The following is a 21,998-nucleotide window of genomic DNA, read 5'->3' on the forward strand; positions in this document are numbered from 1 at the left end:
CTCCCTCGGCCGGTGTCCCTTCAGCGTAAGCCTCAGGCCGACGATTCGGAGGTGACGGCCTCGGCGGCCGGGAACAGGCCGAGCCGGTGGGCCACCGCCGCCGCCTCGCCGCGGCCGGAGACACCGAGCTTGGTCAGGATGTTCGACACATGGACGCTGGCCGTCTTCGGGGAGATGAAGAGCTCCTCGGCTATCTGGCGGTTGGTGCGGCCGTCGGCGACCAGGCGCAGCACATCGCGTTCCCGGCCGGTGAGACCGAGGCCGTCGGCCGGGCCGGTGAGCGGCTCGGCGGTGCGGCCGAGGGGGAGCCGGGCGCGCTGGGCGAGCAGGGTGACGGCGTCGGCGAGCGGGCGGGCGCCGAGGTGGCCGGCGACGGCGTGGGCCAGGCGCAGCAGTTCCCGGGCGCGGTCGCGGTCGTGTTCGTCGCCGGTGGCGAGGAGTGCCTCGGCGAACCGGCGGCGGAGCCGGGCCAGTTCGTAGGGGCGTTCCAGGGCCTCGAAGGCGGTGACGGCCTCCGCCCAGGGCCCGGGGGTGTCGTGGCCCTCGGCGCGGTGGAGTTCGGCGCGGACCCACTTGTCGTGCGCGACCCAGACGGGGGCGCCGGTGGTGAGGGACTTGGCGGCCGTGCGCAGCCGCCGCAGGATCTCGTCCCGGCCCTCCTCGGCGGCGGGCAGGTGGCGGGCGTCGGCCTCGGCCTCGGCGGCGGTCGCCAGCAGGGGCCAGGCGTAGCGCTGGGTGCCGGGCGGGAAACCGGCGTCCAGCACGCGGAGCAGTCCGGCGCGGGCGTCGGCCAGGCGGCCCTCGGCGACGGCGAGGCCGAGGGTGACGAGGGCCAGGGGGAGGGTGTTCTGCGGCATGGGGTCGTGGGTGCCGTAGGCGGTGCGGGCCTCGGCGAGCAGCCGGGCGGCGGCGTCGGTGGCGCCGCGGGCGAGGGCGATGACGGCGCACTTGAGGGCGGCGCCGCCGAGCGGGGTGGCGGCCTGGGTGACGGCGCGGGCCCGGCCGGCCGCCTCGACGGCCTCGTCCCAGCGGCCCAGGACGGTCAGCGAATCGGCGAGGTTGCCCCACACCCACGCCTCGGACTCGACCAGGCCCATCCGGCGGGTGAGGTCGATGCCCTGGCGGAGCAGGGCGACGGCTTCCCGGGAGCGGCCGATGCCCTCCAGGGCGGAAGGGAGGTTGACATGACTGCGGGCCACCACGGCGGACCGCCCCCGGGCCACCGCCGCCTCGGTGACCTCGTACATCTCGGCCAGCCCGGCGTCGATCCGGCCGGCGTCGACCATGAGGCCGCCGAGGGTGAGGCGGGCGTTGAGTTCGATGTCGGCGGCGCCGACCATGCGGGCGTAGTCGACGGCGCGCTCGGCGGCGGTGACGGCGTCGGGGCCGGGTTCGTGGAGCATGGCCCAGTTGGCGGCCATGGCGAGCACCTCGGCGTGCACGTGGGAGGGCGGCAGGCCGCGGACCAGTTCCTGGGCGATGCCGATCTCCCGCCAGCCGTCGCCGCGGCCTTGCGCCTGGATCAGCACGGACCGCTGGGTCCAGAACCAGGCGGCGCGCAGGGGCTCGGGCTCCTCGTCCAGCAGGTGCAGGGCCCGCTTGGTGATCTTTAGTGCGCGTTCCCGTTCGCCGCTGAGCTTGCCGGCGATGGCGGCCTCGGCCAGCAGGTCGAGGTAGCACAGGACGGGGGCGGTCCGGTCGCAGCCGTAGGCGCGGCGGGCCTCGGCGCAGGCGAGGGGCCGCAGGGCCGCGCGGACCTCCTCGGGGGCGGCGTCCCACAGTTCCATGGCGCGTTCGAGCAGGCGGAGCTGTTCGGCGTAGGCGTGCCGGTGGCGGGCCTCGACGGAGGCGTCCAGGACGGCGGGCAGGGCCCGGGCGGCGTCATGGGCGCGGTACCAGTAGCTGGCCAGGCGGAGCACGCGTTCGTCGGCGGGCACCAGGGTCGGGTCGGCGTCCAGGGCCTCGGCGTAGCGGCGGTTGAGGCGGGAGCGCTCGCCGGGCAGCAGGTCGTCGCTGACGGCCTCGCGGACCAGGGAGTGGCGGAAGCGGTAGCCGTCGCCGTCCGGGGCGGGCAGCAGGATGTTGGCGTGCACGGCGGCACGCAGGGCGTCCAGGAGGTCGTCCTCGGCGAGTCCGGCGACGGCGGCGATCAGCCGGTGCTCGACGGTGGAGCCGCCCTCGGCGACGACCCGGGCGACGCGCTGGGCGCTGTCGGGGAGCGCCTCGACCCGGACCAGCAGCAGGTCGCGCAGCGAGTCGGAGAGGCCGGTGCGGCAGCCCTCGTGGGCGGCGACGGCGAGTTCCTCGACGAAGAAGGCGTTGCCGTCGGAGCGTTCGAAGATGCAGTCGATCTGGCGGGCCTCGGGTTCGGTGTCGAGGATGCCGGCGATCTGGCGGCCCACCTCCTCGCGGGTGAAGCGGCCGAGGTCGAGGCGGCGGACCGTGCGGAGCCGGTCGAGTTCGGCGAGCAGCGGGCGCAGCGGGTGGCGGCGGTGGATGTCGTCGGAGCGGTAGGTGGCGAGGACGACGAGGCGGCCGGTGCGCAGGGTGCGCAGGAGGTAGGCGAGGAGGTGGCGGGTGGAGGTGTCGGCCCAGTGCAGGTCCTCCAGGACGAGGACGACCGGGTGGCGGGCGGCGACGCGTTCCAGGAGGCGGGCGGTGAGTTCGAAGAGGCGGGCGGTGCCCTCCTCGTCGTGCCGGTCGGTGCGGCCGGCGGGGGCCGGCCCGGCGAGTTCGGGCAGCAGCCGGGCGAGTTCGTCCTCCTGGCCGGCGGCCGCGGCGGCGAGGTCCTCGGGCAGTTCCCGGCGCAGGGCGCGCAGCGCGGTGGAGAACGGGGCGAACGGGAGCCCGTCGGCGCCGATCTCCACGCAGCCGCCCAGGGCGACGACGGCACCCCGGTCGCGGGCGGCGGCGGCGAACTCCTCCACCAGCCGCGTCTTGCCGACGCCGGCCTCCCCGCCGAGCAGCAGCGCCTGCGGCTCGGCGCCGGTGGCGGCCCGGGAGAGCGCGTCGCCGAGCACCGCCAGCTCCTCGGCACGGCCGACGAACACACGGCTGACGGACCTGGTCTCCACGCCCCCGAGCATCGCACGCCCCCCACGCCCCACGGCACCGGATTTCCCCGCCACGGGAACGACCACCGCGCGCCCGGCACGCCCACCGCCCGACTCGGCGACCGGACCACCGAGCCGGGCGGGGACCGGGTCGGCGACCGGGCTGGGGGCGAGACCGGCGGCGGGACCGTCAGCCCCGCCGCCAACCCCACCAACGGTCGGCCGAGCCCCCGCCCCGGCACCTGCCGAGGCACCCCCGAAGGCACTCGCCGAGGCCCCCGAGACACCACCGGAGACACTCGCCGAGGCCCCCGAAGCACCCCCAGCCGCACCCCCCGAAGCCCCCCGAGACACCCCCGGCTCACCCCCCACCCCCATCACGCCGCGCGAGGCGAGCCGTGGCGGCGCGGGGCGGTGGTGGTATGGCTTTCCCGGTCGTCGGTGTGCCGGGCCGCTGCCCGGCGGGCGGCGCGGCGGGCCCGGAGGGCCTCGCGGGCCAGCCGCTCCCGCTCGGCGCGGCGGATCAGGTCGGCGGTGCGGAACTGCTGAAGGTCGTATGCGGCGTGCATGGCACTTCCTCGGTGAGAGAAGGGTCGTTCTCGCTGGCTGCGATGGTTCAACCCTCGTCTTTGAGGCGGGCCCGCCGCATCGGGTGAGTTCCGCATCTTCGGCGGCGCGCCGGGGCCTTAGACACGACGAAGGGGTCTTAGGCCGGCCGGCCTCGCGCGCCGGGCGGTCTAAGACCCCTCAGGGGCCGTGCGGGCGTCAGCCCGCCGACGGCACGCCGAGCAGGACGTCGGTGTACTTCAGCACCGCGAGCAGCAGGCCGATCACGCCGAGGGCGACGCCCGCCCAGGAGACCGACTTGATCCACGGGGCCTGCGGCCGGCCGGGCGCGCCGAACGCGGGCCGGGCCAGCACGACGACGCCGACGACCAGCGCGACCAGCGCGAAGATGCCGCCCCACAGGGCGGTGGCGTGCCAGGCGTTGCCGTACCCCTTGTCGATCATGGTGGCGATGTCCGAGGACGAGGAGGTCTCGAGCTGGCCGAGCAGCGACTGCCGGGCGGAGGCGACGGTGCCGACCCAACTGCCGGTCAGCGACACGATGCCGAGCCCGGCGGAGACGACGGCCCCGGCGCCCTGCCCGACCCCGGAGGGGCCGGCCGGCTCGGTCTCCGCCGCGGCCGTCTCACCGTCCGTGGCCTCCGGTGCCTGCTCCGCCTCGGCCGTGCCGGCGGCGTCCGTGCTCTCCGCCGCCCTGTCCTCGTCGGCCTTCGTCGCGGCCGCGGTCTCGTCCACTGTTTCCGTTCCCATGCCTCGCACCGTACGGACGCTCTCTGAGAGGTCCCTTAATGATCGTTGTGAGCGGTGCGGGTCCGGGCCGCGCGCCATTCCGGCGCGAGGACCGCCCACACCTCGCGGTTCTGCCGCACCCCACGGTACGGGTAGCTCTCCCGGAGGACGCCCTCGCGGGTCATTCCGAGCCGGCGGGCGGCGTTCACACTGGGGGTGTTCGCGGAGGAGGCGTACCACTCCACGCGGTGCATCCCGCGTTCCTCGAACGCCCAGTCGATCAGGACGCGGGCACCCCGGGTGACGAGGCCCTTGCCGGTGCCGGCCGGCTCCAGCCAGCAGCCGATCTCGCAGACGCCGGTCGCCGCGTCGAAGACCCGGAACAGCAGGCCGCCGACGAGCTTGCCGTCCAGCCACAGCCCGTGCATGGAGCCGCTGTCGGCGGCCCGCTTCTGCGCGTAGGAGGTGAGCAGGTCCCGCGCGGAGCCGGTGTCGGTGACCGTGGAGCCGAAGGGGATGTGCCGGGTGATGAACTCCCGGCCCCGGTCCATGTGGGCGAGGAACTCCTCGGCGTGCCACGGCTCCAGGGGGCGCAGTTCGGCTCCGTCGTCACCCAGTGATATCGCGTACATCCCGTTGCCGCTCCTTCTCCATCGTGCTCACGACGTCCGTGAGCCTCTCATGGGCGGCGCGGCGGCATTCGGGCGGTTCGATGCTGATCCGGGGCAGGCGGGCGTCCAGGGCGCGGGGCAGCCACCAGTTGGCGTCGCCGAGCAGGTGCATGAGGGCCGGCACCAGCAGGGTGCGCAGGACGAAGGCGTCCAGGGCGACGGCGGCGGCGAGCGCGATGCCGAACATGGCGATCACCCGGTCCCCGCTGAGGACGAAGGCGAGGAATACGGAGATCATGACGACCGCCGCGGAGTTGATCACGCGGCTGGTCTCGGCGAGGCCGACCCGCACCGCCCGCCGGTTGTCGCCGGTCTCCAGCCACTCCTCGTACATCCGGCTGACCAGGAAGACCTGGTAGTCCATGGAGAGTCCGAAGAGGACGGAGACCATGATGACGGGCAGGAAGGGTTCGATCGGGCCGGCGCTGCCGAGGCCGAGCGGTTCGCTGCCCCAGCCCCACTGGAAGACGGCCACGACGACGCCGAAGGCACCGGCGACGGCGGCGATGTTCATCACGGCGGCCTTGACCGGGATGCCGACGGACCGGAAGGCCAGCAGGAGCAGCAGGCAGCCCAGGCCGATGACGACCCCGACGAAGAGGGGGAGCTTGCCGACGACGACGGCGGCGAAGTCGTCGTGTCCGGCCGTGACCTCGCCGACGTGGAGGTCGAGGGAGGTGCCGTGCTCGGCGCGGGGCAGCACCTGCGAGCGCAGCCGGTCGACGAGGTCGCTGGTGGCGCGGGACTGGGGGGCGGAGTCGGGGACGACGGTGAGGTAGGCGGTGTCGCCGCCGGAGCTGTACGTCACCGGGGTCACCGAGGCGACGCCCCGGGTGGCGCGCAGCGAGGTGTCGAGGGAGTCCAGGGCGAGCCGGTCCTCGGCGCCGCCGACCTCGGTGACCAGGGTGAGGGGGCCGTTGACGCCGGGTCCGAAGCCCTCGGCGAGGAGGTCGTAGGCGGCGCGGGTGGTGGAGCCCCGGGGGTCGTTGCCCTGGTCGGAGGTGCCCAGGCGCAGGCCGAGGGTGGGCAGGGCGAGGACCGTGACGACGATCAGGGCGAGGGCGCCGAGCAGCTTGGGCCGGCGTTCCACCAGCGCCGACCAGCGGGCGGCGAACCCGGTCGGCAGGTCCGGCCGGGGCCCGTGTTCGGCGAGCCGGCGCCGCTCGCGGCGGCTCAGGGCGCGGGGGCCGATGAAGGAGAGCAGGGCGGGCAGCAGGGTCACCGAGGCGGCGACGGTGAGGACGACGGTCAGCGAGGCGGCCACCGCGACACCGTTGAGGAAGCTCAGCCGGAGGATCAGCATGCCCAGCAGGGCGACGCACACGGTGGCGCCCGCGAAGACCACCGCCCGTCCGGTGGTCGCCACGGCCTCGGCGGCGGCGTCGGCGACGCTCAGGCCGCGTTTCAGGCCGCGCCGGTGCCGGGTGACGATGAACAGGGCGTAGTCGATGCCGACGCCCAGGCCGATCAGCGTCCCGAGCATGGGCGCGAAGTCGGCGACGGTCATGGCGTGGCCGAGCAGGGTGATGCCGGCGTAGGCGGTGCCGACGGAGACCAGCGCGGTGGCGATGGGCAGCAGCGAGGCGGCGAGGGTGCCGAAGGCGAGGAACAGCACGACGGCGGCGACGGCCACGCCGACCGCCTCGGCGAGGTGGCCGCCGGGGGCCTCGGCGACGGAGACGGCGGCGCCGCCGAGTTCCACCTGGAGGCCGTCGGCGCGGGCGGCCGCGGCGGCGTCGGCGACGGCCCGCGCCTGGCTGTCGGGGATGTCGCCGGCCTGCCGGTCGAAGGTGACGACGGCGTACGCGGTGCGGCCGTCCTCGCTGACCGAAGGGGTGCCGGGGTCGTCGTAGGGGTTGGTGACGGAGGCGACGCCGGGGAGGTCCCCGACCCGGTCGAGGGTGCGGGTCATGGTCTGTTCGACGGCGGCGGCGCGTACGGTCCCGGCGTCGGGGCCGGTGTGCCAGACGAGGATGTCGCTGTCGCCGCCGCGGCCGGGGAAGCCGGCGTCGAGGAGCCGGGCGGCGCGGTCGGACTCGGTGCCGGGGACGCCGTAGTCGTTGGAGTACGCCGAGCCCAGCGCGGCGGCGCCCGCGGTGGTGCCGGCCAGGGCGAGCAGCCAGAGCAGGACGGTGACCAGGCGGCGTTGGACACACCAGCGTGCGAGGGCTGCCACGGACGTGCTCCCAGTGGTGGAGGTGGATCTTTGACCGGGAACAGCCGTGCATGGACGGAAAGGCCCGCAAAGAACGCAAGAGCGATGCGTTGTCACTCTTACAGGCGAACGTGATCCTTTGCGGGTTTCGTGGGCTTCCTCACAGCACCGGCCCTTGACCCGCCCGGAGGGGCGCACCGGTCGGCCGGCGCGCCCCTCCGGGCGGGTGGGGTGACGGGGTGTCAGCCCTCCTCGACCCCCAGCTTCTGGAGGATCAGTTCCTTGACCCGGGCCGCGTCCGCCTGGCCGCGGGTCGCCTTCATGACGGCGCCGACCAGGGCACCGGCCGCGGCGACCTTGCCGGACTGGATCTTGGCGACGATGCCGGCGTTGCCGGCGATCGCCTCGTCCACGGCGGCCGACAGCGCGCCCTCGTCCGAGACGACCTTCAGGCCGCGCTTCTCCACGACCTCGTCCGGCTCGCCCTCGCCGGCCAGGACGCCCTCGATGACCTGGCGGGCCAGCTTGTCGTTCAGATCGCCCTTGGCGACCAGCTCGGTGACCCGGGCCACCTGCCGGGGCGTGATGGCCAGGTCGTCCAGCGGCTTGCCCGACTCGTTGGCGCTGCGGGCCAGCTCGCCCATCCACCACTTGCGGGCGGCGGCCGCGTCGGCCCCGGCCTCGATGGTGGCGACGATCAGGTCCAGCGCACCGGCGTTGAGGATCGCCTGCATGTCGGTGCCGGAGATGCCCCACTCCTCGCGCAGCCGGTTGCGGCGCACCAGCGGCAGCTCGGGCAGCGCGGCGCGGAGCTCCTCGACCCATTCACGGGACGGGGCGACCGGGACCAGGTCGGGCTCGGGGAAGTACCGGTAGTCCTCGGCCTCCTCCTTCACCCGGCCGGAGGTGGTGGACCCGGTGTCCTCGTGGAAGTGGCGGGTCTCCTGGACGATCGTGCCGCCGGAGGAGAGCACCGCGGCGTGCCGCTGGATCTCGAAGCGGGCGGCGCGCTCGACCGACCGCAGCGAGTTGACGTTCTTGGTCTCCGAGCGGGTGCCGAACGTCTCGGTGCCGTGCGGGCGCAGCGACAGGTTGACGTCGCAGCGCATCTGGCCCATCTCCATGCGGGCCTCGGAGACGCCGAGCGCGCGGATCACCTCGCGCAGCTCACGGACGTACGCCCGGGCGACCTCCGGCGCGCGCTCCCCCGCGCCCTCGATCGGCTTGGTGACGATCTCGATGAGCGGGATGCCGGCGCGGTTGTAGTCGAGCAGGGAGTGGGACGCGCCGTGGATCCGGCCGGTGGCGCCGCCGACATGGGTCGACTTGCCGGTGTCCTCCTCCATGTGGGCGCGCTCGATCTGCACGCGGAAGGTCTCGCCGTCCTCCAGTTGCACGTCGAGGTAGCCGTTGAAGGCGATCGGCTCGTCGTACTGGGAGGTCTGGAAGTTCTTCGGCATGTCCGGATAGAAGTAGTTCTTCCGGGCGAAGCGGCACCACTCGGCGATCTCGCAGTTCAGCGCGAGGCCGATCTTGATGGCGGACTCGACGCCGGTCGCGTTGACGACCGGGAGCGCGCCGGGCAGGCCGAGGCAGACCGGGCAGGTCTGGGTGTTCGGCTCGGCGCCGAGCGCCGTCGAACAGCCGCAGAACATCTTGGTCGCGGTGCCGAGTTCGACATGGACCTCGAGGCCCATGACGGGGTCGTACGACGCGAGCGCGTCCTCGTACGACACCAGGTCGGTCGTGGTGGTCACGGTGAAACTTCCCTCTCAGCCCAGCAGGACGTCGTCGTCGCCCAGCCGCTTCAGCTCGCGGTAGAGGATGGCGAGGCCGGTGACGATGGCGGCGGCGGACACGGCGGCGTCGACCAGGCGGAGCGTGTCGCTCTCGGCGCGGGCGAGCTTCGCCTGCTTGGCGACGCTGAACGCGCCGAACGCGGTGGTGGCCATGGACAGGTACAGGCCGTTCTTGGACTTCTTGAAGCCCTTGGCCTTCGACAGCTTGCTCACAGCGACGGAGCCTCCTCAAGCAGCGGGTGGCCCCACTTTTCCACGAAGGCGGCCTCGACGGCCGCGCCGACCTTGTAGAGCCTGTCGTCGCGCATCGCCGGGGCGATGATCTGCAGGCCCACCGGCAGGTTGTCCTCGGGGGCGAGGCCGCAGGGCAGCGACATGGCCGCGTTGCCCGCGAGGTTGGTGGGGATGGTGCACAGGTCGGCGAGGTACATCGCCATCGGGTCGTCGGCGCGCTCGCCGATCGGGAAGGCGGTGGTCGGGGTCGTCGGGGAGACGATCACATCGACCTGCTCGAACGCCTTCTCGAAGTCGCGGGTGATGAGCGTACGGACCTTCTGCGCGGAGCCGTAGTACGCGTCGTAGTACCCGCTGGACAGGGCGTACGTGCCGAGCATGATGCGGCGCTTGACCTCGGGGCCGAAGCCGGCCTCGCGGGTCAGGGAGGTGACCTCCTCGGCGGAGTGCGTGCCGTCGTCGCCGACCCGGGCGCCGTAGCGCAGGCCGTCGAAGCGGGCCAGGTTGGAGGAGCACTCGGACGGGGCGATCAGGTAGTACGCCGACAGGGCGAGGTCGAAGGACGGGCAGTCCAGCTCGACGATCTCGGCGCCCAGCGACTTCAGCAGCTCGACCGACTCGTCGAAGCGCTGGATGACACCGGCCTGGTAGCCCTCGCCGCGGAACTGCTTGACGACGCCGACCCGCATGCCCTCGACGCTGCCGTTGCGCGCGGCCTCCACGACCGGGGGGACCGGCGCGTCGATGGAGGTGGAGTCCATCGGGTCGTGCCCGGCGATCACCTCGTGCAGCAGGGCCGCGTCCAGGACCGTACGGGCGCAGGGGCCGCCCTGGTCCAGGGAGGAGGAGAAGGCGACCATGCCGTAGCGGGAGACGCCGCCGTACGTCGGCTTGACGCCGACCGTGCCGGTGACGGCCGCGGGCTGGCGGATGGAACCGCCGGTGTCGGTGCCGATGGCCAGCGGCGCCTGGAAGGCGGCGAGCGCGGCGGAGGAGCCGCCGCCGGAACCGCCGGGGATCCGGGTGAGGTCCCAGGGGTTGCCGGTCGGCCCGTAGGCGCTGTTCTCGGTGGAGGACCCCATGGCGAACTCGTCCATGTTGGTCTTGCCGAGGATGACCACGTCGGCGGCCTTCAGCCGCCGGGTGACCGTCGCGTCGTACGGCGGGATCCAGCCTTCGAGGATCTTGGAGCCGACGGTGGTCGGCACGCCCTCGGTGGTGAAGATGTCCTTCAGGGCGAGGGGGACGCCGGCCAGCGGGCCGAGCTTCTCGCCCCGCGCGCGCTTGTCGTCCACGGCGCGGGCCTGGGCGAGCGCGCCCTCGCGGTCGACGTGCAGGAAGGCGTGCACCTTCTCGTCGACGGCCTCGATCCGGGCCAGGTGGGCCTCGGTGACCTCGACGGCGGTCAGTTCACCGGAGGCGATCTTCGCGGCGATCTCGGCCGCGGTGAGCTTGATGATGGGGCTGTCCGTCATGGCGGGTTACTCCTCCCCCAGGATCTGCGGCACCTTGAAACGCTGCTGCTCCTGGGCCGGGGCGCCGGAGAGCGCCTGCTCGGGCGTGAGCGACGGACGGACCTCGTCCGGCCGCATGACATTGGTCAGCGGGAGCGGGTGCGAGGTCGGCGGTACGTCTTGGTCGGCGACCTCGCTGACGCGGGCGACCGCGCCGATGATGTCGTCGAGCTGTCCCGCGAAGTGATCGAGCTCTTCGGGCTTCAGCTCCAGACGCGCCAGCCGGGCGAGGTGGGCGACCTCCTCGCGCGTGATGCCAGGCATGCAGCGTTCCTCTGGGGTGAGAGTGTGTGTTTCGCCCAATCCTATGGGGCGCGGCCCTCCGGCCGTTAAACGGTTTGCGGGGCGGACGGTTTCCCGGTCGGCCGGTTCGGCGACCGGACCGTTACCCGGTCAGACGGCGAACAGCAGGGCCGCGCCGATCAGGACGACGACCGCGGTGGCGAAGTGGACGCCGAAGGCCACCGCCCTGGTCCCGCCGTGGCGCAGCACGATCACGGTGTCGCCGAACGGCGCGATCGCCACCGCGAGCAGGAACCAGGCTTCGGCGCGGGCCCCCGCGAAGATCAGCAGCGCCAGGCCCACCACGCCGAAGGTGAGGTCCCTGACCCCCTTGACCGCGAGGTAGGCGGCGTCCCCGGCGGGCTTGGCGGGCACGCCGTACCCGGCCGCCGCGAGCCGGGGCCGGAGCAGGAAGCGGGCCCCGATGAACACGATGAACAGGTCGAGGACGACGGCCAGGGTGTACGCGGTCACGGTCATGCCGGATCTCCTTGCTAGCAGCGCTAGGACTGAGAGCGACGCTAGCAGAGCACCGACAGATTGGCTAGCGCTGCTAGCATCGCGGTCATGTCGATCCAGAAGCGCCGGGAGCGCGAACGAGCGGAGCGGGAGCGGCTGATCGTCGCGGCCGCGCGGGAGCTGGCCGAGGCCGAGGGCTGGGAGGCGGTCACCACCCGGCGGCTGGCGGCCGAGATCGAGTACAGCCAGCCGGTCCTCTACAGCCACTTCAAGGGCAAGGAGGCGATCATGGCGGCGGTCGCGGTGGAGGGGTGCGCGGAGCTGGCCGCCGAGCTGCGGGCGGCGCGCACCGCCGTCTCCGGGCACCGGGAGGCGCTGGCGGCGGTGGGCGAGGCGTACACGGCCTTCGCGCGGCGCCGGCCCGCGCTGTACGACGCGATCTTCACGCTCGACGTGGGGCTGCCGTTCGCCACGCCGGAGGCGCCGGCCGAGCTGTGGGAGGCGTTCGGGGAGCTGTCCCGGGCGGTGGCGCCGGTCGCGGCCGAGGGCGAGGACCCGGCGCTGCTCACCGAGACGTACTGGGCGGCCCTGCACGGCCTGGCCACCCTGACCCGCAGCGGCCGCCTCCCCGAGGAGGCCCACGCCGCCCGGCTGGCGCTGCTGACGGGGCATTTCGCGGCCGGGGCGAGCTGAGGACGGGGGCCGCGGGCGGGCGGCCCCTCGGACGGAGCGGTTCCCGCGGCCGGGCCCCGGGCGGGGCCGCCCCCGGACGGAGCCCCGCGCAGGCCGGCCAGTCCCCCGCCGCCGCGCCCAACGGCCGGTCCAGCGTCCCTGCGGCCCCGGCCAGTCCGGCCTCCCTGCGCACCCGGCCGGTGCAACGTCCCTGCGCCCCCGGCCAGTCCGGCGTCCTCGCGCCCCCGGCCAGTCCGGCGTCCCCGCGCCCCCGGCCGGTCCAGCGTCCCCGCGCCCCCGGCCGGTCCAGCGTCCCTGCGCCCCCCGGCCGGTCCAGCGTCCTCGCGCCCCCGGCCAGTCCGGCGTCCTCGCGCCCCCGGCCGGTCCGGCGTCCTCGCGCCCCCGGCCGGTCCGGCGTCCCCGCGCCCCCGGCCGGTCCAGCGTCCCTGCGGCCCCGGTCAGTCCTCCGTCGCCGCGGCCCCGGTCAGTCCTCCGTCGCCGCGGCCGGGAGGGCCGCGGCGGGCCGCTGCCAGCCGCGGGAGCCCCGCGCCCGCAGCCACGCCGTGGTCTCGTCCGGCGGCATCGCCGCCGCGACCAGCCAGCCCTGTACGGCGTCGCAGCCGAGGTCCCGCAGCCGCTCCCACGTCTCGTCGTCCTCGACGCCCTCGGCGATGACCAGCAGGCCGAGCGAGTGCGCGAGGTCGACCGTGCAGCGCACGATCTCCGCGTCCTCGGTGTCGACGGCCAGCCGCGCCACGAACGACCGGTCGATCTTCAGCTCGCTCACCGGCAGCTTGCGCAGGTGGACCAGCGAGGAGTACCCGGTGCCGAAGTCGTCCAGGGACATCTTCACCCCGTGCCCGGTCAGCCCGGCGAGGGTGTCGGCGGCGCGCTGCGGGTCCTCCAGCAGCACATGCTCGGTGATCTCCAACTGGAGCGCCCCCGCCGGGACCCCGTGCCGGGCCAGCCGGGCGGCGACCAGGCCCGCGAAGCCGGGGGTGTGCACATCGCGCGGCGAGACGTTGACCGCGACCGGCACGAACAGCCCCTGGGAGCGCCACCGGGCGACCTGGGCCAGCGCGGTGTCCAGCACGTACTCGGTGAGGTGCGGCATGAGTCCGGAGGACTCGGCGATCGCTATGAACTCGTCCGGCGGCACCCGGCCCCGCTCCGGGTGCACCCAGCGCACCAGCGCCTCCAGGCCCGCGACCTGCCCGTCGAAGCCGACCTTGGGCTGGTAGTGCAGTTCCACCTCACGGGCGTCCAGCGCGCGGCGCAGGTCGCCGAGGAGGCCGAGGCGGTCCGGGGTGTTGGAGTCCCGCTTGGACTCGTAGACCTCGACGCCCGTGCGGTCCCGCTTGGCCTGGTACATCGCCACGTCCGCCCGGCGCAGCAGCCCCTCGGCGTCCAGCGCGTGGTCGGGGAAGACGGCGACCCCGGCGCTGGCCTCCAGGACGAGGGTGAGCCCGTCCAGGTCGAGCGGGGAGCTGAGCGCGCCGACCAGGCCCCGGGCGACCCGGATCGCGGAGGTGGCGGAGTCGGCGACGGGCAGCAGGACGGCGAACTCGTCGCCGCCGAGCCGCGCGGCCTCCGCCCCGCGGGGCAGCGCCAGCCGCAGCCGGTCGGCGATCTGGAGCAGCAGCCGGTCGCCGGCCAGATGCCCCAGGGTGTCGTTGACCGACCGGAACCGGTCGAGGTCGATCAGCATCAGCGCGCTGCGGGCGCCGGCCCGGTCGGCGTCGTCCAGGGCCGTCCAGATGCGCTCCTGGAGCCACTGCCGGTTGGGCAGTCCGGTCAGCGGGTCGCGCAGTTGTTCCTCGGCGCGGGCGCGGGCGATCCACAGGGTGGAGTCGAGGGCGATCAGCGGGATGGCGAACAGCGGCAGCAGCACCGGCCGGGCGGCGGCGACCACGCAGACCAGCGGGGCGATGCCGAGCAGCGCGATGGCGACCAGGCCGTGCCGGGCCAGCGCGGTGCGGGCGACGGTGGGCAGCCCGGGGCGCGGGGAGTGCAGGTACCACAGCAGGGTGCGGGTGACGGCGAGGTAGGCGACGGCGACCAGGATCACCTTGGGCGCGGCGGACACCGTCCAGGTGGCCGGGTCCCAGGGGGTCTCGACGGAGGGGGCGGAGCCGCAGGCGTCCAGCAGGGCGGCGCCGGCGGCGATGCCGAGGATGTCGACCGCGCCGTGCAGCACGCCCTGGCGCCAGCGGCCCCGGCGGGCGATGCCGACCAGGACGACGACGGTGAGGCTGACCAGGCCGGCCGGGACCCAGCCGTACAGCAGCAGCACGGCCAGGGTGAGGGCGGCGCCGGAGCCGGTGCCGCCCCACCAGCGGGCGCGGCCGAGCATCACGAGGTGGCCGACGACGATGCCGCTGAGCACCGCCAGCGCCCAGCCCGCGGTGCCGGCCGGGAAGAGGGCGTGGCCGTCGGTGTACGCCCGGTAGAACCCGGCGCCCAGGACGAACCCGGCGGCCGCGACGACCGCCGCGGGCAACGCGGGCCAGGACAGGTGCCGTTCGGCGTCGGTGTCGGTGCCGGGCAGGCCGTGCGTGCCCCCGGCGGCCGGCCGGTCGGCGCCGCGCCCGGTCGGCGTGCTCCCCGGTGCGGCGCCGCTCGCCCGGTCGCCGACACCCTCCGAAGGCCCTCCGGTCCAGCAACTGTCGCGCACGGCGTCGACCAGTCGACGCATGCGCAGCCGTGAGCCCGGAGCGGCGCTCTCGGTCGGTTCCATTCCCGTCCCTCTCACAGCCGGCGGTGCCCACGCCACGCGGCCCGATGCCCGACAGCCATCGACGGCTCCGCGTTGAAGAATCCGTCCCCCCGCCCGCTGGGAGCACGGGGATGCCCCGACCGCAGATGGGCACGGCAGGCGCACATCTCAACAGTAGGCCGCGGAAGGCTTCCACGGGCACCGGTCGTCGACGGTCGCCCGAATGCGACCCAGCCACCCGTATGCAACTGATATGCGCCGAACGGGTGCCCTTCAACCGCTATTACAGGGCTGTTCCTTGACTATTCTTCGGGCGAAAGCGCGGCGCCGGCCGCCGCGTCGGGTCCCTGTTCGAGCAAAAGGTCGAATCCGTCCTCGTCCAGAACCGGAACCTTCAGTTGCATCGCCTTGTCGTACTTGGAACCGGGGTTGTCCCCCACGACGACGAACGAGGTCTTCTTCGACACCGAACCGGTCACCTTGGCGCCGCGGCTCTGCAGGGCCTCCTTGGCGTCGTCCCGGGTGTAGCGCTCCAGCGTTCCGGTCACCACGACGGTGAGCCCTTCCAGGGGAAGCGGGCCCTCGTCCTCGCCGGTGGACTGCTCCTCCAGGGGGACGCCGGCCGCCTTCCACTTGCGGACGATCTCGCGGTGCCACTCCTCGGCGAACCACTCCTTGAGGGAGGCGGCGATGATCGGGCCGACCCCGTCGGTGTTGGCCAGTTCCTCTTCGGACGCCTGCTCGATTCTGTCGACGGAGCGGAACTGGCGGGCGAGTTCCCGCGCGGCGACGGGTCCGACGTGCCGGATGGAGAGTCCGTTGAGGAACCGGGCGAGCGGGCGGCTCTTGGCCTCCTCGATGTTCCGCAGCAGGGCGAGGGTGTTCTTCTTGGGTTCGCCCTTCTGGTTGGCGAAGACGGTGACGATCTTCTCCTCGCCGGTCTTCGGGTCGCGCTTGGGCAGACCGCTGTCCGGGTCGAGGACGTACGCCTTGATGGGGAGCAGCTTCTCCACGGTGAGGTCGAACAGGTCGCCCTCGTCGACCAGCGGCGGGTCGGAGGGCTCCAGCGGCCGGGTCAGGGCCGCCGCGGCGACGTCCCCGAAGTGCTCGATGTCCAGGCACTCGCGGCCGGCGAGGTAGGACACCCGGCCGCGCAACTGGGCCGGGCATCTCCGGGCGTTGGGACAGCGCAGGTCGATGTCGCCCTCCTTCATCGGGCGCAGCGGCGTCCCGCACTCCGGGCACTCGGCCGGCATCACGAACTCCCGCTCGCTGCCGTCCCGCAGGTCGGCGACCGGGCCGAGGATCTCCGGGATGACGTCCCCGGCCTTGCGCAGCACCACGGTGTCGCCGATGAGGACGCCCTTGGCCTTGACCACCTCCTGGTTGTGCAGGGTGGCGAACTCCACCTCGCTGCCGGCCACGGTGACCGGCTCGACCTGCGCGTACGGCGTGACCCGGCCGGTGCGGCCGACGCCGACCTTGATGTCGATGAGCTTGGTGTTGACCTCTTCGGGCGCGTACTTGTAGGCGATGGCCCAGCGGGGCGCGCGGGCGGTGGAGCCGAGCCGGCCCTGCAGGCGGATCTCGTCGAGCTTGACGACGACGCCGTCGATCTCGTGCTCCACCGAGTGGCGGTGCTCGCCGTAGTGGGCGATGAACGCGCGGACGCCCGCGAGGTCGTCGACCACCCGGTTGTGCGGGGAGGTGGGCAGGCCCCAGGTCTTGAGCAGGTCGTACGCCTGGGAGAGGCGGGTCATGCCCGTGTAGCCCTCCAGCGCGCCGATGCCGTGGACGACCATGTGCAGCGGGCGGGTGGCGGTGACCCGGGGGTCCTTCTGGCGCAGCGAACCGGCCGCCGCGTTGCGCGGGTTGGCGAACGGCTTGTCGCCGGCCTCGGTCAGCCGCTTGTTCAGCTCGTCGAACTTCTCCATCGGGAAGTAGACCTCGCCGCGGATCTCCACCAGGTCGGGGACCCGCTCGCCGGTGAGGCGGTCGGGGATCTCGGCGATGGTGCGCACGTTGGGCGTGATGTCCTCGCCGGTGCGGCCGTCGCCGCGGGTGGCGGCGCGGACCAGCCGACCGTGCTCGTAGGTGAGGTTGACGGCGAGGCCGTCCACCTTCAGCTCGCACAGGAAGTGGAACTCCTGCTCGCCCAGCTCCTTGTGGATGCGCTCCACCCAGGCGGCCAGCTCGTCGTCGTTGAACGTGTTGTCCAGGGAGAGCATCCGGGAGCGGTGCTCGACGGCCGTGAACTCCGTCTCGTAGGAGCCGGCGACCTTCTGGGTCGGCGAGTCCGGGGTGCGCAGCGGCGGGTACTCCTCCTCCAGCGCCTCCAGGGAGCGCAGCAGCCGGTCGAAGTCCGCGTCGCTGATGACGGGGGCGTCCTTCACGTAGTACCGGAAGCGGTGCTCCTCGATCTGCTCGGCGAGCCGTACGTGCTTCTCCCGTGCCTCGGCGGGCACGCTCGTCGTCTCCGCTTGCTTGTCGCCGGCCACCGTGTATGTCCTCCCGTTACTCTGGGTTGTCCGCGAGGGATCTCGCCGCCCGGACGCAGTGGGCGAGCGCCCGCCGCGCGTACTCGGGGGACGCGCCCGCGAGTCCGCACGCCGGAGTCACCGTGACCGCCTCCGCGAGAAGCCCCGGATGCAGCCCCAGCCTGCGCCACAGCGTTCTGACACCCATGACGCTACCGGCAGGGTCTGACAATGGGCCGTCGGCGGTCGGCACGACACCGGCGAACAGCCGGGTGCCGCCCTCCACGGCTTCCCCGATCACCTCGTCGTCACGCTCCGTGAGAAGGGAGAAGTCGAACGAGATGCCGTGCGCCCCGGCCCGGCGCAGCAGGGCGAAGGGGACGTCCGGCGCGCAGGAGTGGACGACGGCCGGGCCGCCGCCGTGCGCCCCCAGGACGTCCCGGAGGGTGGCCTCGACGACCTGCCGGTCGACCGCGCGGTGGGTGCGGTAGCCGCTGGCGGTACGGACCTGCCCGCGCAGCACGGCGGTCAGGGACGGCTCGTCGAGCTGAAGCACGGGGGTGGCGCCGGGCACCCGGCGGGAAATCTCGGCGAGGTGCAGGCGCAGGCCCTCGGCGAGGGAGGCGGCGAGGTCGCGGACGGCCCCGGCGTCGGAGAGGACGGCCTCGCCGCTGCGCAGCTCCAGCGCGGCGGCGAGCGTCCAGGGGCCGACGGCCTGCACCTTCAGCGGCCCGGTGTAGCCCTGGGTGAACTCCTCCAGGGCGTCGAGGTCCTGCCGGAGCCAGGCCCGGGCCCGCCGGGTGTCGCGGCCCGGCCGGTCGCCGAGCCGCCAGCCGCTGGGCTCCACGCGCGCGTACAGCTCGACGAGCATCCCGGCGGTCCGCCCGATCATGTCGGCGCCGGGGCCGCGGGCGGGCAGCTCGGGCAGGTACGGGAAGTCCTCGAAGGTGCCGGTGACGGCCTTGACGGCCTCCCGGGCGTCCTGGCCCGGCAGGGACCCGACGCCGGTGGCGGCACCGAACCTGGTCTCGCTGTTTTCGCTCACCGGAGCAGCCTACGGAACGGGTCCGCGGCGCTCACCGCCCAGGGCGCACCGTCAGGTCGTTGACCTCGGCGTCCCGGGGCAGGTCCAGGGCCATCAGAATCGCCGTGGCGACCGACTCGGGGTCGATCCACCGGGAGGCGTCGTACTCCTTGCCCTCCTGCTGGTGCACCTTGGCCTGCATGGGGCTGGCGGTGCGGCCGGGGTAGACGGAGGTGACCCGGACGCCGTTGCCGTGCTCCTCGTGGCGCAGGGAGTCGGCGAGCGCCTTCAGGCCGTGCTTGGAGGCGGCGTACGCGGCCCACTCGGCGTGCGCGGCCAGTCCGGAGCCGGAGTTGACGAAGATCACGTGACCCTGGGCGGCGCGGAGCTGGGGCAGCAGCAGCCGGGTCAGCTCGGCGGGCGCGATCAGGTTGACGTTGAGCTGGTGGCGCCAGGTCTTCGGGGTCAGCTCGCCGACCGGGCCGAGGTCGACGACGCCGGCGATGTGCAGCAGGGAGTCCACCCGGTCCGGCGGGCTCTGGTGGGACAGCGCCCAGGACAGCTTGTCGGGGTCGGCGAGGTCGCCGACGAGGGTGCGGGCGCCGGAGAAGGCGGCCGCCAGTTCCTTGGCGCGGCCCGCGTCGCGGGCGTGCAGCACGAGGTCGTCCCCGCGCGCGTGCAGGCGGCGGGCGACGGCGGCGCCGATGCCGGAGCCGGCGCCGGTGATCACATGGGTAGCCATGCCCGCCATGCTCGCATCACCGCCGGTCAGACGATGCCCTGGCTCTCCTCCAGGTAGGCCAGCGCCCCGACCGGCTCCTCGGCGAAGAACACCAGCTCGGTCAGCGGGCGGGGCAGGAAGCCCTCGTCCTCCATGCGGCGGAACTGCTCCTTGAGGCCGTCGTAGAAGCCCGCGGTGTTGAGCAGCACGACCGGCTTGTCGGTGTGGCCGTGCTTCTTCAGCTCCAGGATCTCGGTGGCCTCGTCGAGCGTGCCGGTGCCGCCCACCATGATCACGACGGCGTCGGCGTGCTGGAGGAGCAGCCGCTTGCGCTCGGCCAGGTCGGGGGCGATCACCATCTGCTCGACGCCCTTGCGGGCCCGGTCGGCCAGGAACTCCACGGAGACGCCCAGGAGCCGTCCTCCGGCCTCCTGCACGCCGTCGGCGACCACCTTCATCAGACCGACGTCCGAACCGCCCCAGACGAGCGTGTGGCCGCCCCTGCCGAGCAGTTCGGCGAACTCCCGGGCGGGGCGCGTGTAGCGCTCGTCGAGGTCGGCGGCGGAGAGGAAGACGCAGATGTTCATGGCTCCCACCGTACGGGCAGGCCCGGCGGGGAAGAACGCCGGTTCGGCGGGCGCTGCAGTGGAGAACCGGCAGAGAACAGCGCCGACCCAGGAGGCGATCGTGACACTGCACCGGATCACCGTCGAGCCCAGCGACCGGCACGTGCGCGTGCGGCACGGCGACCAGACGCTGGCGGAGAGCGACGAGGCCCTGCTGCTGCGGGAGACCGGCTGCCCCGACCGGTACTACATCCCGCCCAAGGACGTCCGCACCGACCTGCTCGCCCCGTCCGCCACCACCACCCACTGCCCGTACAAGGGCGACGCGTCCTACTGGTCGCTGCCGGACGCGGCGGACGCGGTGTGGGCGTACCCGGACCCCAAGCCGGAGGTCCGGGAGATCAAGGACCACCTGTGCTTCTACGAGGTGGAGGTCTCCTGACCGGGCGGGTCAGACCGCCCCGGCCGTCACCCGCACGGTCGAGGCGATCGTCGCCGAGCCCACCACGCGCGTGCCGTCGTACAGCACGATCGCCTGGCCGGGGGCGACGCCGCGGACCGGCTCGGCGAAGGTGACCTCCAGGTGGCCGTCGACCAGCTCGGCGGTCACCTCGGTCTCCTCGCCGTGGGCGCGCAACTGGGCGGTGTAGGTGCCGGGGCCGGCCGGGGCGGTGCCGCACCAGCGGGGCCTGACCGCGGTCAGGGCGGTGACGTCCAGGGCGTCCGCGGGGCCGACGGTCACCGTGTTGGTCACCGGGGAGATGTCCAGGACGTAGCGCGGCTTGCCGTCGGGGGCGGGGGTGCCGATGCGCAGGCCCTTGCGCTGGCCGATGGTGAAGCCGTACGCGCCCTCGTGGGTGCCGAGCCGGTTGCCGGACTCGTCGACGATGTCGCCCTCGGCCTTGCCGAGCCGCTTGGCCAGGAAGCCCTGGGTGTCGCCGTCGGCGATGAAGCAGATGTCGTGCGAGTCGGGCTTCTTGGCGACGGCGAGGCCGCGCCGCTCGGCCTCCGCGCGGATCTCGTCCTTGGTGGTGACGGTGTCGCCGAGCGGGAACAGGGCGTGGGCGAGCTGCCGGTCGTCCAGGACGCCGAGCACGTACGACTGGTCCTTGGCCAGGTCGGAGGCGCGGTGCAGCTCACGGGTGCCGTCCTCGCGGACCAGCACCTTGGCGTAGTGGCCGGTGCACACCGCGTCGAAGCCCAGGGCGAGGGCCTTGTCGAGCAGCGCGGCGAACTTGATCTTCTCGTTGCAGCGCAGGCACGGGTTGGGGGTGCGGCCCGCCTGGTACTCGGCGACGAAGTCCTCCACCACGTCCTCGCGGAAGCGGTCGGCGAGGTCCCAGACGTAGAACGGGATGCCGATGACGTCCGCCGCGCGGCGGGCATCACGCGAGTCCTCGATGGTGCAGCAGCCCCGCGCGCCCGTGCGGAACGATTGCGGGTTGGCGGAGAGCGCGAGGTGGACGCCGGTGACGTCGTGTCCGGCCTCGGCCGCGCGGGCGGCGGCGACGGCGGAGTCGACGCCGCCCGACATGGCGGCGAGGACGCGGAGGGGGCGGGTGCGCTGCGAGGTGTCAGTCATAACCCCTCCAGGGTACGGGTGGCCGGGAACCAGGATCGGCGCGCGAGCGTTCTGGATCACATGGAGGCGAACGGCCGATCCGCGAGCGGATCCAAGGACGGCGACCGGCGCATCGGCCGGCGCGCGCTGATCGTCGGCAGCGCCGCGGCGGCCGTCGGCACCGCCGTGCTGGCCCGGGACGAGCTGGGCCGCCTGTGGTGGCGCACCCCGGGCATCGACCGGCCCCGCGAGGAGGGCGCGGTCGACTACCGGGGCGCCCGCTGGGTGGCGGCCTCGGAGGCGAACTGGCGGCGCGCGGACCGGCCCGAGGACTACGGCATCGACATGGTGATCGTCCATGTCACCCAGGGCAGCTTCGCCAGCGCGGTCAAGGCGTTCCAGGACCCGGGCCACCAGGCCGCCGCGCACTACATCGTGGGGCAGGACGGCCGCGTCACGCAGATGATCCGCGAGCTGGACGTCGCCTACCACGCGGGCAACCGCGCGTACAACGAACGCAGTGTCGGCATCGAGCACGAGGGCTTCGTGGACCGCCCGCAGGACTTCACGGACGCGATGTACGCGGCCTCCGCGCGCCTCACGGCGGGCATCTGCGCGCGCTACGAGATACCCGTCGACCGCGAGCACATCATCGGCCACGTGGAGGTGCCGGGGACCGACCACACCGACCCGGGCCCGTACTGGGACTGGCCCCGCTACCTGAGGCTGGTCCGCCGGGCGGCGACCGCCGGGGCCACCGCCACGCCGAGCCCCTCGGCCCGGAGCAGCACCTAGCGC

General features: G+C 73.8%; 19 protein-coding genes. 3 read left to right on the forward strand and 16 right to left on the reverse strand.

Annotation, left to right across the window (positions count from 1 at the left end):
- Positions 1-32 precede the first annotated feature (32 nt).
- The 10 genes from IE316_RS26495 to IE316_RS26540 form a co-directional block, all read right to left on the reverse strand.
- Entirely contained in the window at positions 33-3,086 is a 3,054-nt protein-coding gene (locus IE316_RS26495; RefSeq protein ID WP_190206992.1) for a helix-turn-helix transcriptional regulator, read from the reverse strand.
- 344 nt (positions 3,087-3,430) lie between these two features.
- Positions 3,431-3,622, reverse strand: a complete 192-nt coding sequence (locus tag IE316_RS26500; protein ID WP_190206993.1) for a hypothetical protein — start codon at positions 3,620-3,622, stop codon at positions 3,431-3,433.
- Between the two features lie 196 nt (positions 3,623-3,818).
- A complete protein-coding gene (locus IE316_RS26505) occupies positions 3,819-4,370 on the reverse strand; it encodes a hypothetical protein (protein WP_190206994.1) in 552 nt (183 codons plus the stop codon).
- A 35-nt stretch (positions 4,371-4,405) separates the two neighbouring features.
- A complete protein-coding gene (locus IE316_RS26510; RefSeq protein ID WP_190206995.1) occupies positions 4,406-4,981 on the reverse strand; it encodes a GNAT family N-acetyltransferase in 576 nt (191 codons plus the stop codon).
- Positions 4,959-7,196, reverse strand: a complete 2,238-nt coding sequence (locus tag IE316_RS26515; protein ID WP_190206996.1) for an MMPL family transporter — start codon at positions 7,194-7,196, stop codon at positions 4,959-4,961. The genes IE316_RS26510 and IE316_RS26515 overlap by 23 nt, the downstream gene beginning before the upstream one ends.
- 221 nt (positions 7,197-7,417) lie before the next feature.
- Positions 7,418-8,932 (reverse strand): Asp-tRNA(Asn)/Glu-tRNA(Gln) amidotransferase subunit GatB, encoded by a 1,515-nt coding sequence (gene gatB / locus IE316_RS26520; protein ID WP_190206997.1) that lies wholly within the window; start codon positions 8,930-8,932, stop codon positions 7,418-7,420.
- Positions 8,933-8,947: 15 nt separating this feature from the next.
- Positions 8,948-9,127 (reverse strand): hypothetical protein, encoded by a 180-nt coding sequence (locus tag IE316_RS26525; protein WP_229910564.1) that lies wholly within the window; start codon positions 9,125-9,127, stop codon positions 8,948-8,950.
- A gap of 56 nt (positions 9,128-9,183) precedes the next feature.
- On the reverse strand, positions 9,184-10,683 hold the full coding sequence (gatA, locus tag IE316_RS26530) for an Asp-tRNA(Asn)/Glu-tRNA(Gln) amidotransferase subunit GatA (RefSeq protein ID WP_190206998.1): 1,500 nt from the start codon (positions 10,681-10,683) through the stop codon (positions 9,184-9,186).
- Positions 10,684-10,689: 6 nt separating this feature from the next.
- Positions 10,690-10,986 carry an Asp-tRNA(Asn)/Glu-tRNA(Gln) amidotransferase subunit GatC gene (gatC, locus tag IE316_RS26535; protein WP_004925108.1) on the reverse strand — a complete coding sequence of 99 codons (297 nt, stop codon included), beginning with the start codon at positions 10,984-10,986 and terminating at the stop codon, positions 10,690-10,692.
- Positions 10,987-11,115: 129 nt separating this feature from the next.
- Entirely contained in the window at positions 11,116-11,484 is a 369-nt protein-coding gene (locus tag IE316_RS26540) for a DUF4267 domain-containing protein (RefSeq protein ID WP_190206999.1), read from the reverse strand.
- Between the two features lie 87 nt (positions 11,485-11,571).
- On the opposite strand from IE316_RS26540, the gene IE316_RS26545 reads away from it, so the two are divergent.
- The gene (locus IE316_RS26545) at positions 11,572-12,156 is read left to right on the forward strand and encodes a TetR-like C-terminal domain-containing protein (protein ID WP_190207000.1); all 585 of its coding nucleotides are present in this window, start codon (positions 11,572-11,574) and stop codon (positions 12,154-12,156) included.
- 463 nt (positions 12,157-12,619) lie between these two features.
- On the opposite strand, the gene IE316_RS26550 is transcribed toward IE316_RS26545, so the two are convergent.
- From IE316_RS26550 to IE316_RS26570, 5 genes are all read right to left on the reverse strand, one after another.
- Positions 12,620-14,872, reverse strand: coding sequence for a putative bifunctional diguanylate cyclase/phosphodiesterase (locus tag IE316_RS26550; RefSeq protein WP_190207001.1), 2,253 nt, complete (start codon positions 14,870-14,872; stop codon positions 12,620-12,622).
- A 281-nt stretch (positions 14,873-15,153) separates the two neighbouring features.
- Complete coding sequence (gene ligA, locus IE316_RS26555) at positions 15,154-17,349, reverse strand: NAD-dependent DNA ligase LigA (RefSeq protein WP_190207002.1); 2,196 nt, start codon at positions 17,347-17,349, stop codon at positions 15,154-15,156.
- Between the two features lie 16 nt (positions 17,350-17,365).
- Positions 17,366-18,373 (reverse strand): methionine synthase, encoded by a 1,008-nt coding sequence (locus IE316_RS26560; protein WP_190207003.1) that lies wholly within the window; start codon positions 18,371-18,373, stop codon positions 17,366-17,368.
- A 31-nt stretch (positions 18,374-18,404) separates the two neighbouring features.
- Positions 18,405-19,103, reverse strand: coding sequence for an SDR family oxidoreductase (locus IE316_RS26565; RefSeq protein WP_190207004.1), 699 nt, complete (start codon positions 19,101-19,103; stop codon positions 18,405-18,407).
- A gap of 17 nt (positions 19,104-19,120) precedes the next feature.
- Entirely contained in the window at positions 19,121-19,660 is a 540-nt protein-coding gene (locus IE316_RS26570; RefSeq protein WP_190207005.1) for an LOG family protein, read from the reverse strand.
- A gap of 97 nt (positions 19,661-19,757) precedes the next feature.
- On the opposite strand from IE316_RS26570, the gene IE316_RS26575 reads away from it, so the two are divergent.
- Positions 19,758-20,081, forward strand: coding sequence for a DUF427 domain-containing protein (locus IE316_RS26575; RefSeq protein WP_229910565.1), 324 nt, complete (start codon positions 19,758-19,760; stop codon positions 20,079-20,081).
- Positions 20,082-20,090: 9 nt separating this feature from the next.
- Here the strand turns inward: IE316_RS26575 and mnmA are convergent, their stop codons facing one another.
- Positions 20,091-21,221, reverse strand: a complete 1,131-nt coding sequence (mnmA, locus tag IE316_RS26580; protein WP_190207006.1) for a tRNA 2-thiouridine(34) synthase MnmA — start codon at positions 21,219-21,221, stop codon at positions 20,091-20,093.
- Between the two features lie 60 nt (positions 21,222-21,281).
- Here mnmA and IE316_RS26585 point away from each other — a divergent pair, with 60 nt between their 5' ends.
- Positions 21,282-21,995 carry an N-acetylmuramoyl-L-alanine amidase gene (locus IE316_RS26585; protein ID WP_190207007.1) on the forward strand — a complete coding sequence of 238 codons (714 nt, stop codon included), beginning with the start codon at positions 21,282-21,284 and terminating at the stop codon, positions 21,993-21,995.
- Positions 21,996-21,998 lie beyond the last annotated feature (3 nt).

This window comes from Streptomyces fumanus (assembly GCF_014655295.1).
In the GTDB taxonomy this organism is placed as follows: Bacteria; Actinomycetota; Actinomycetes; order Streptomycetales; family Streptomycetaceae; genus Streptomyces; species Streptomyces fumanus.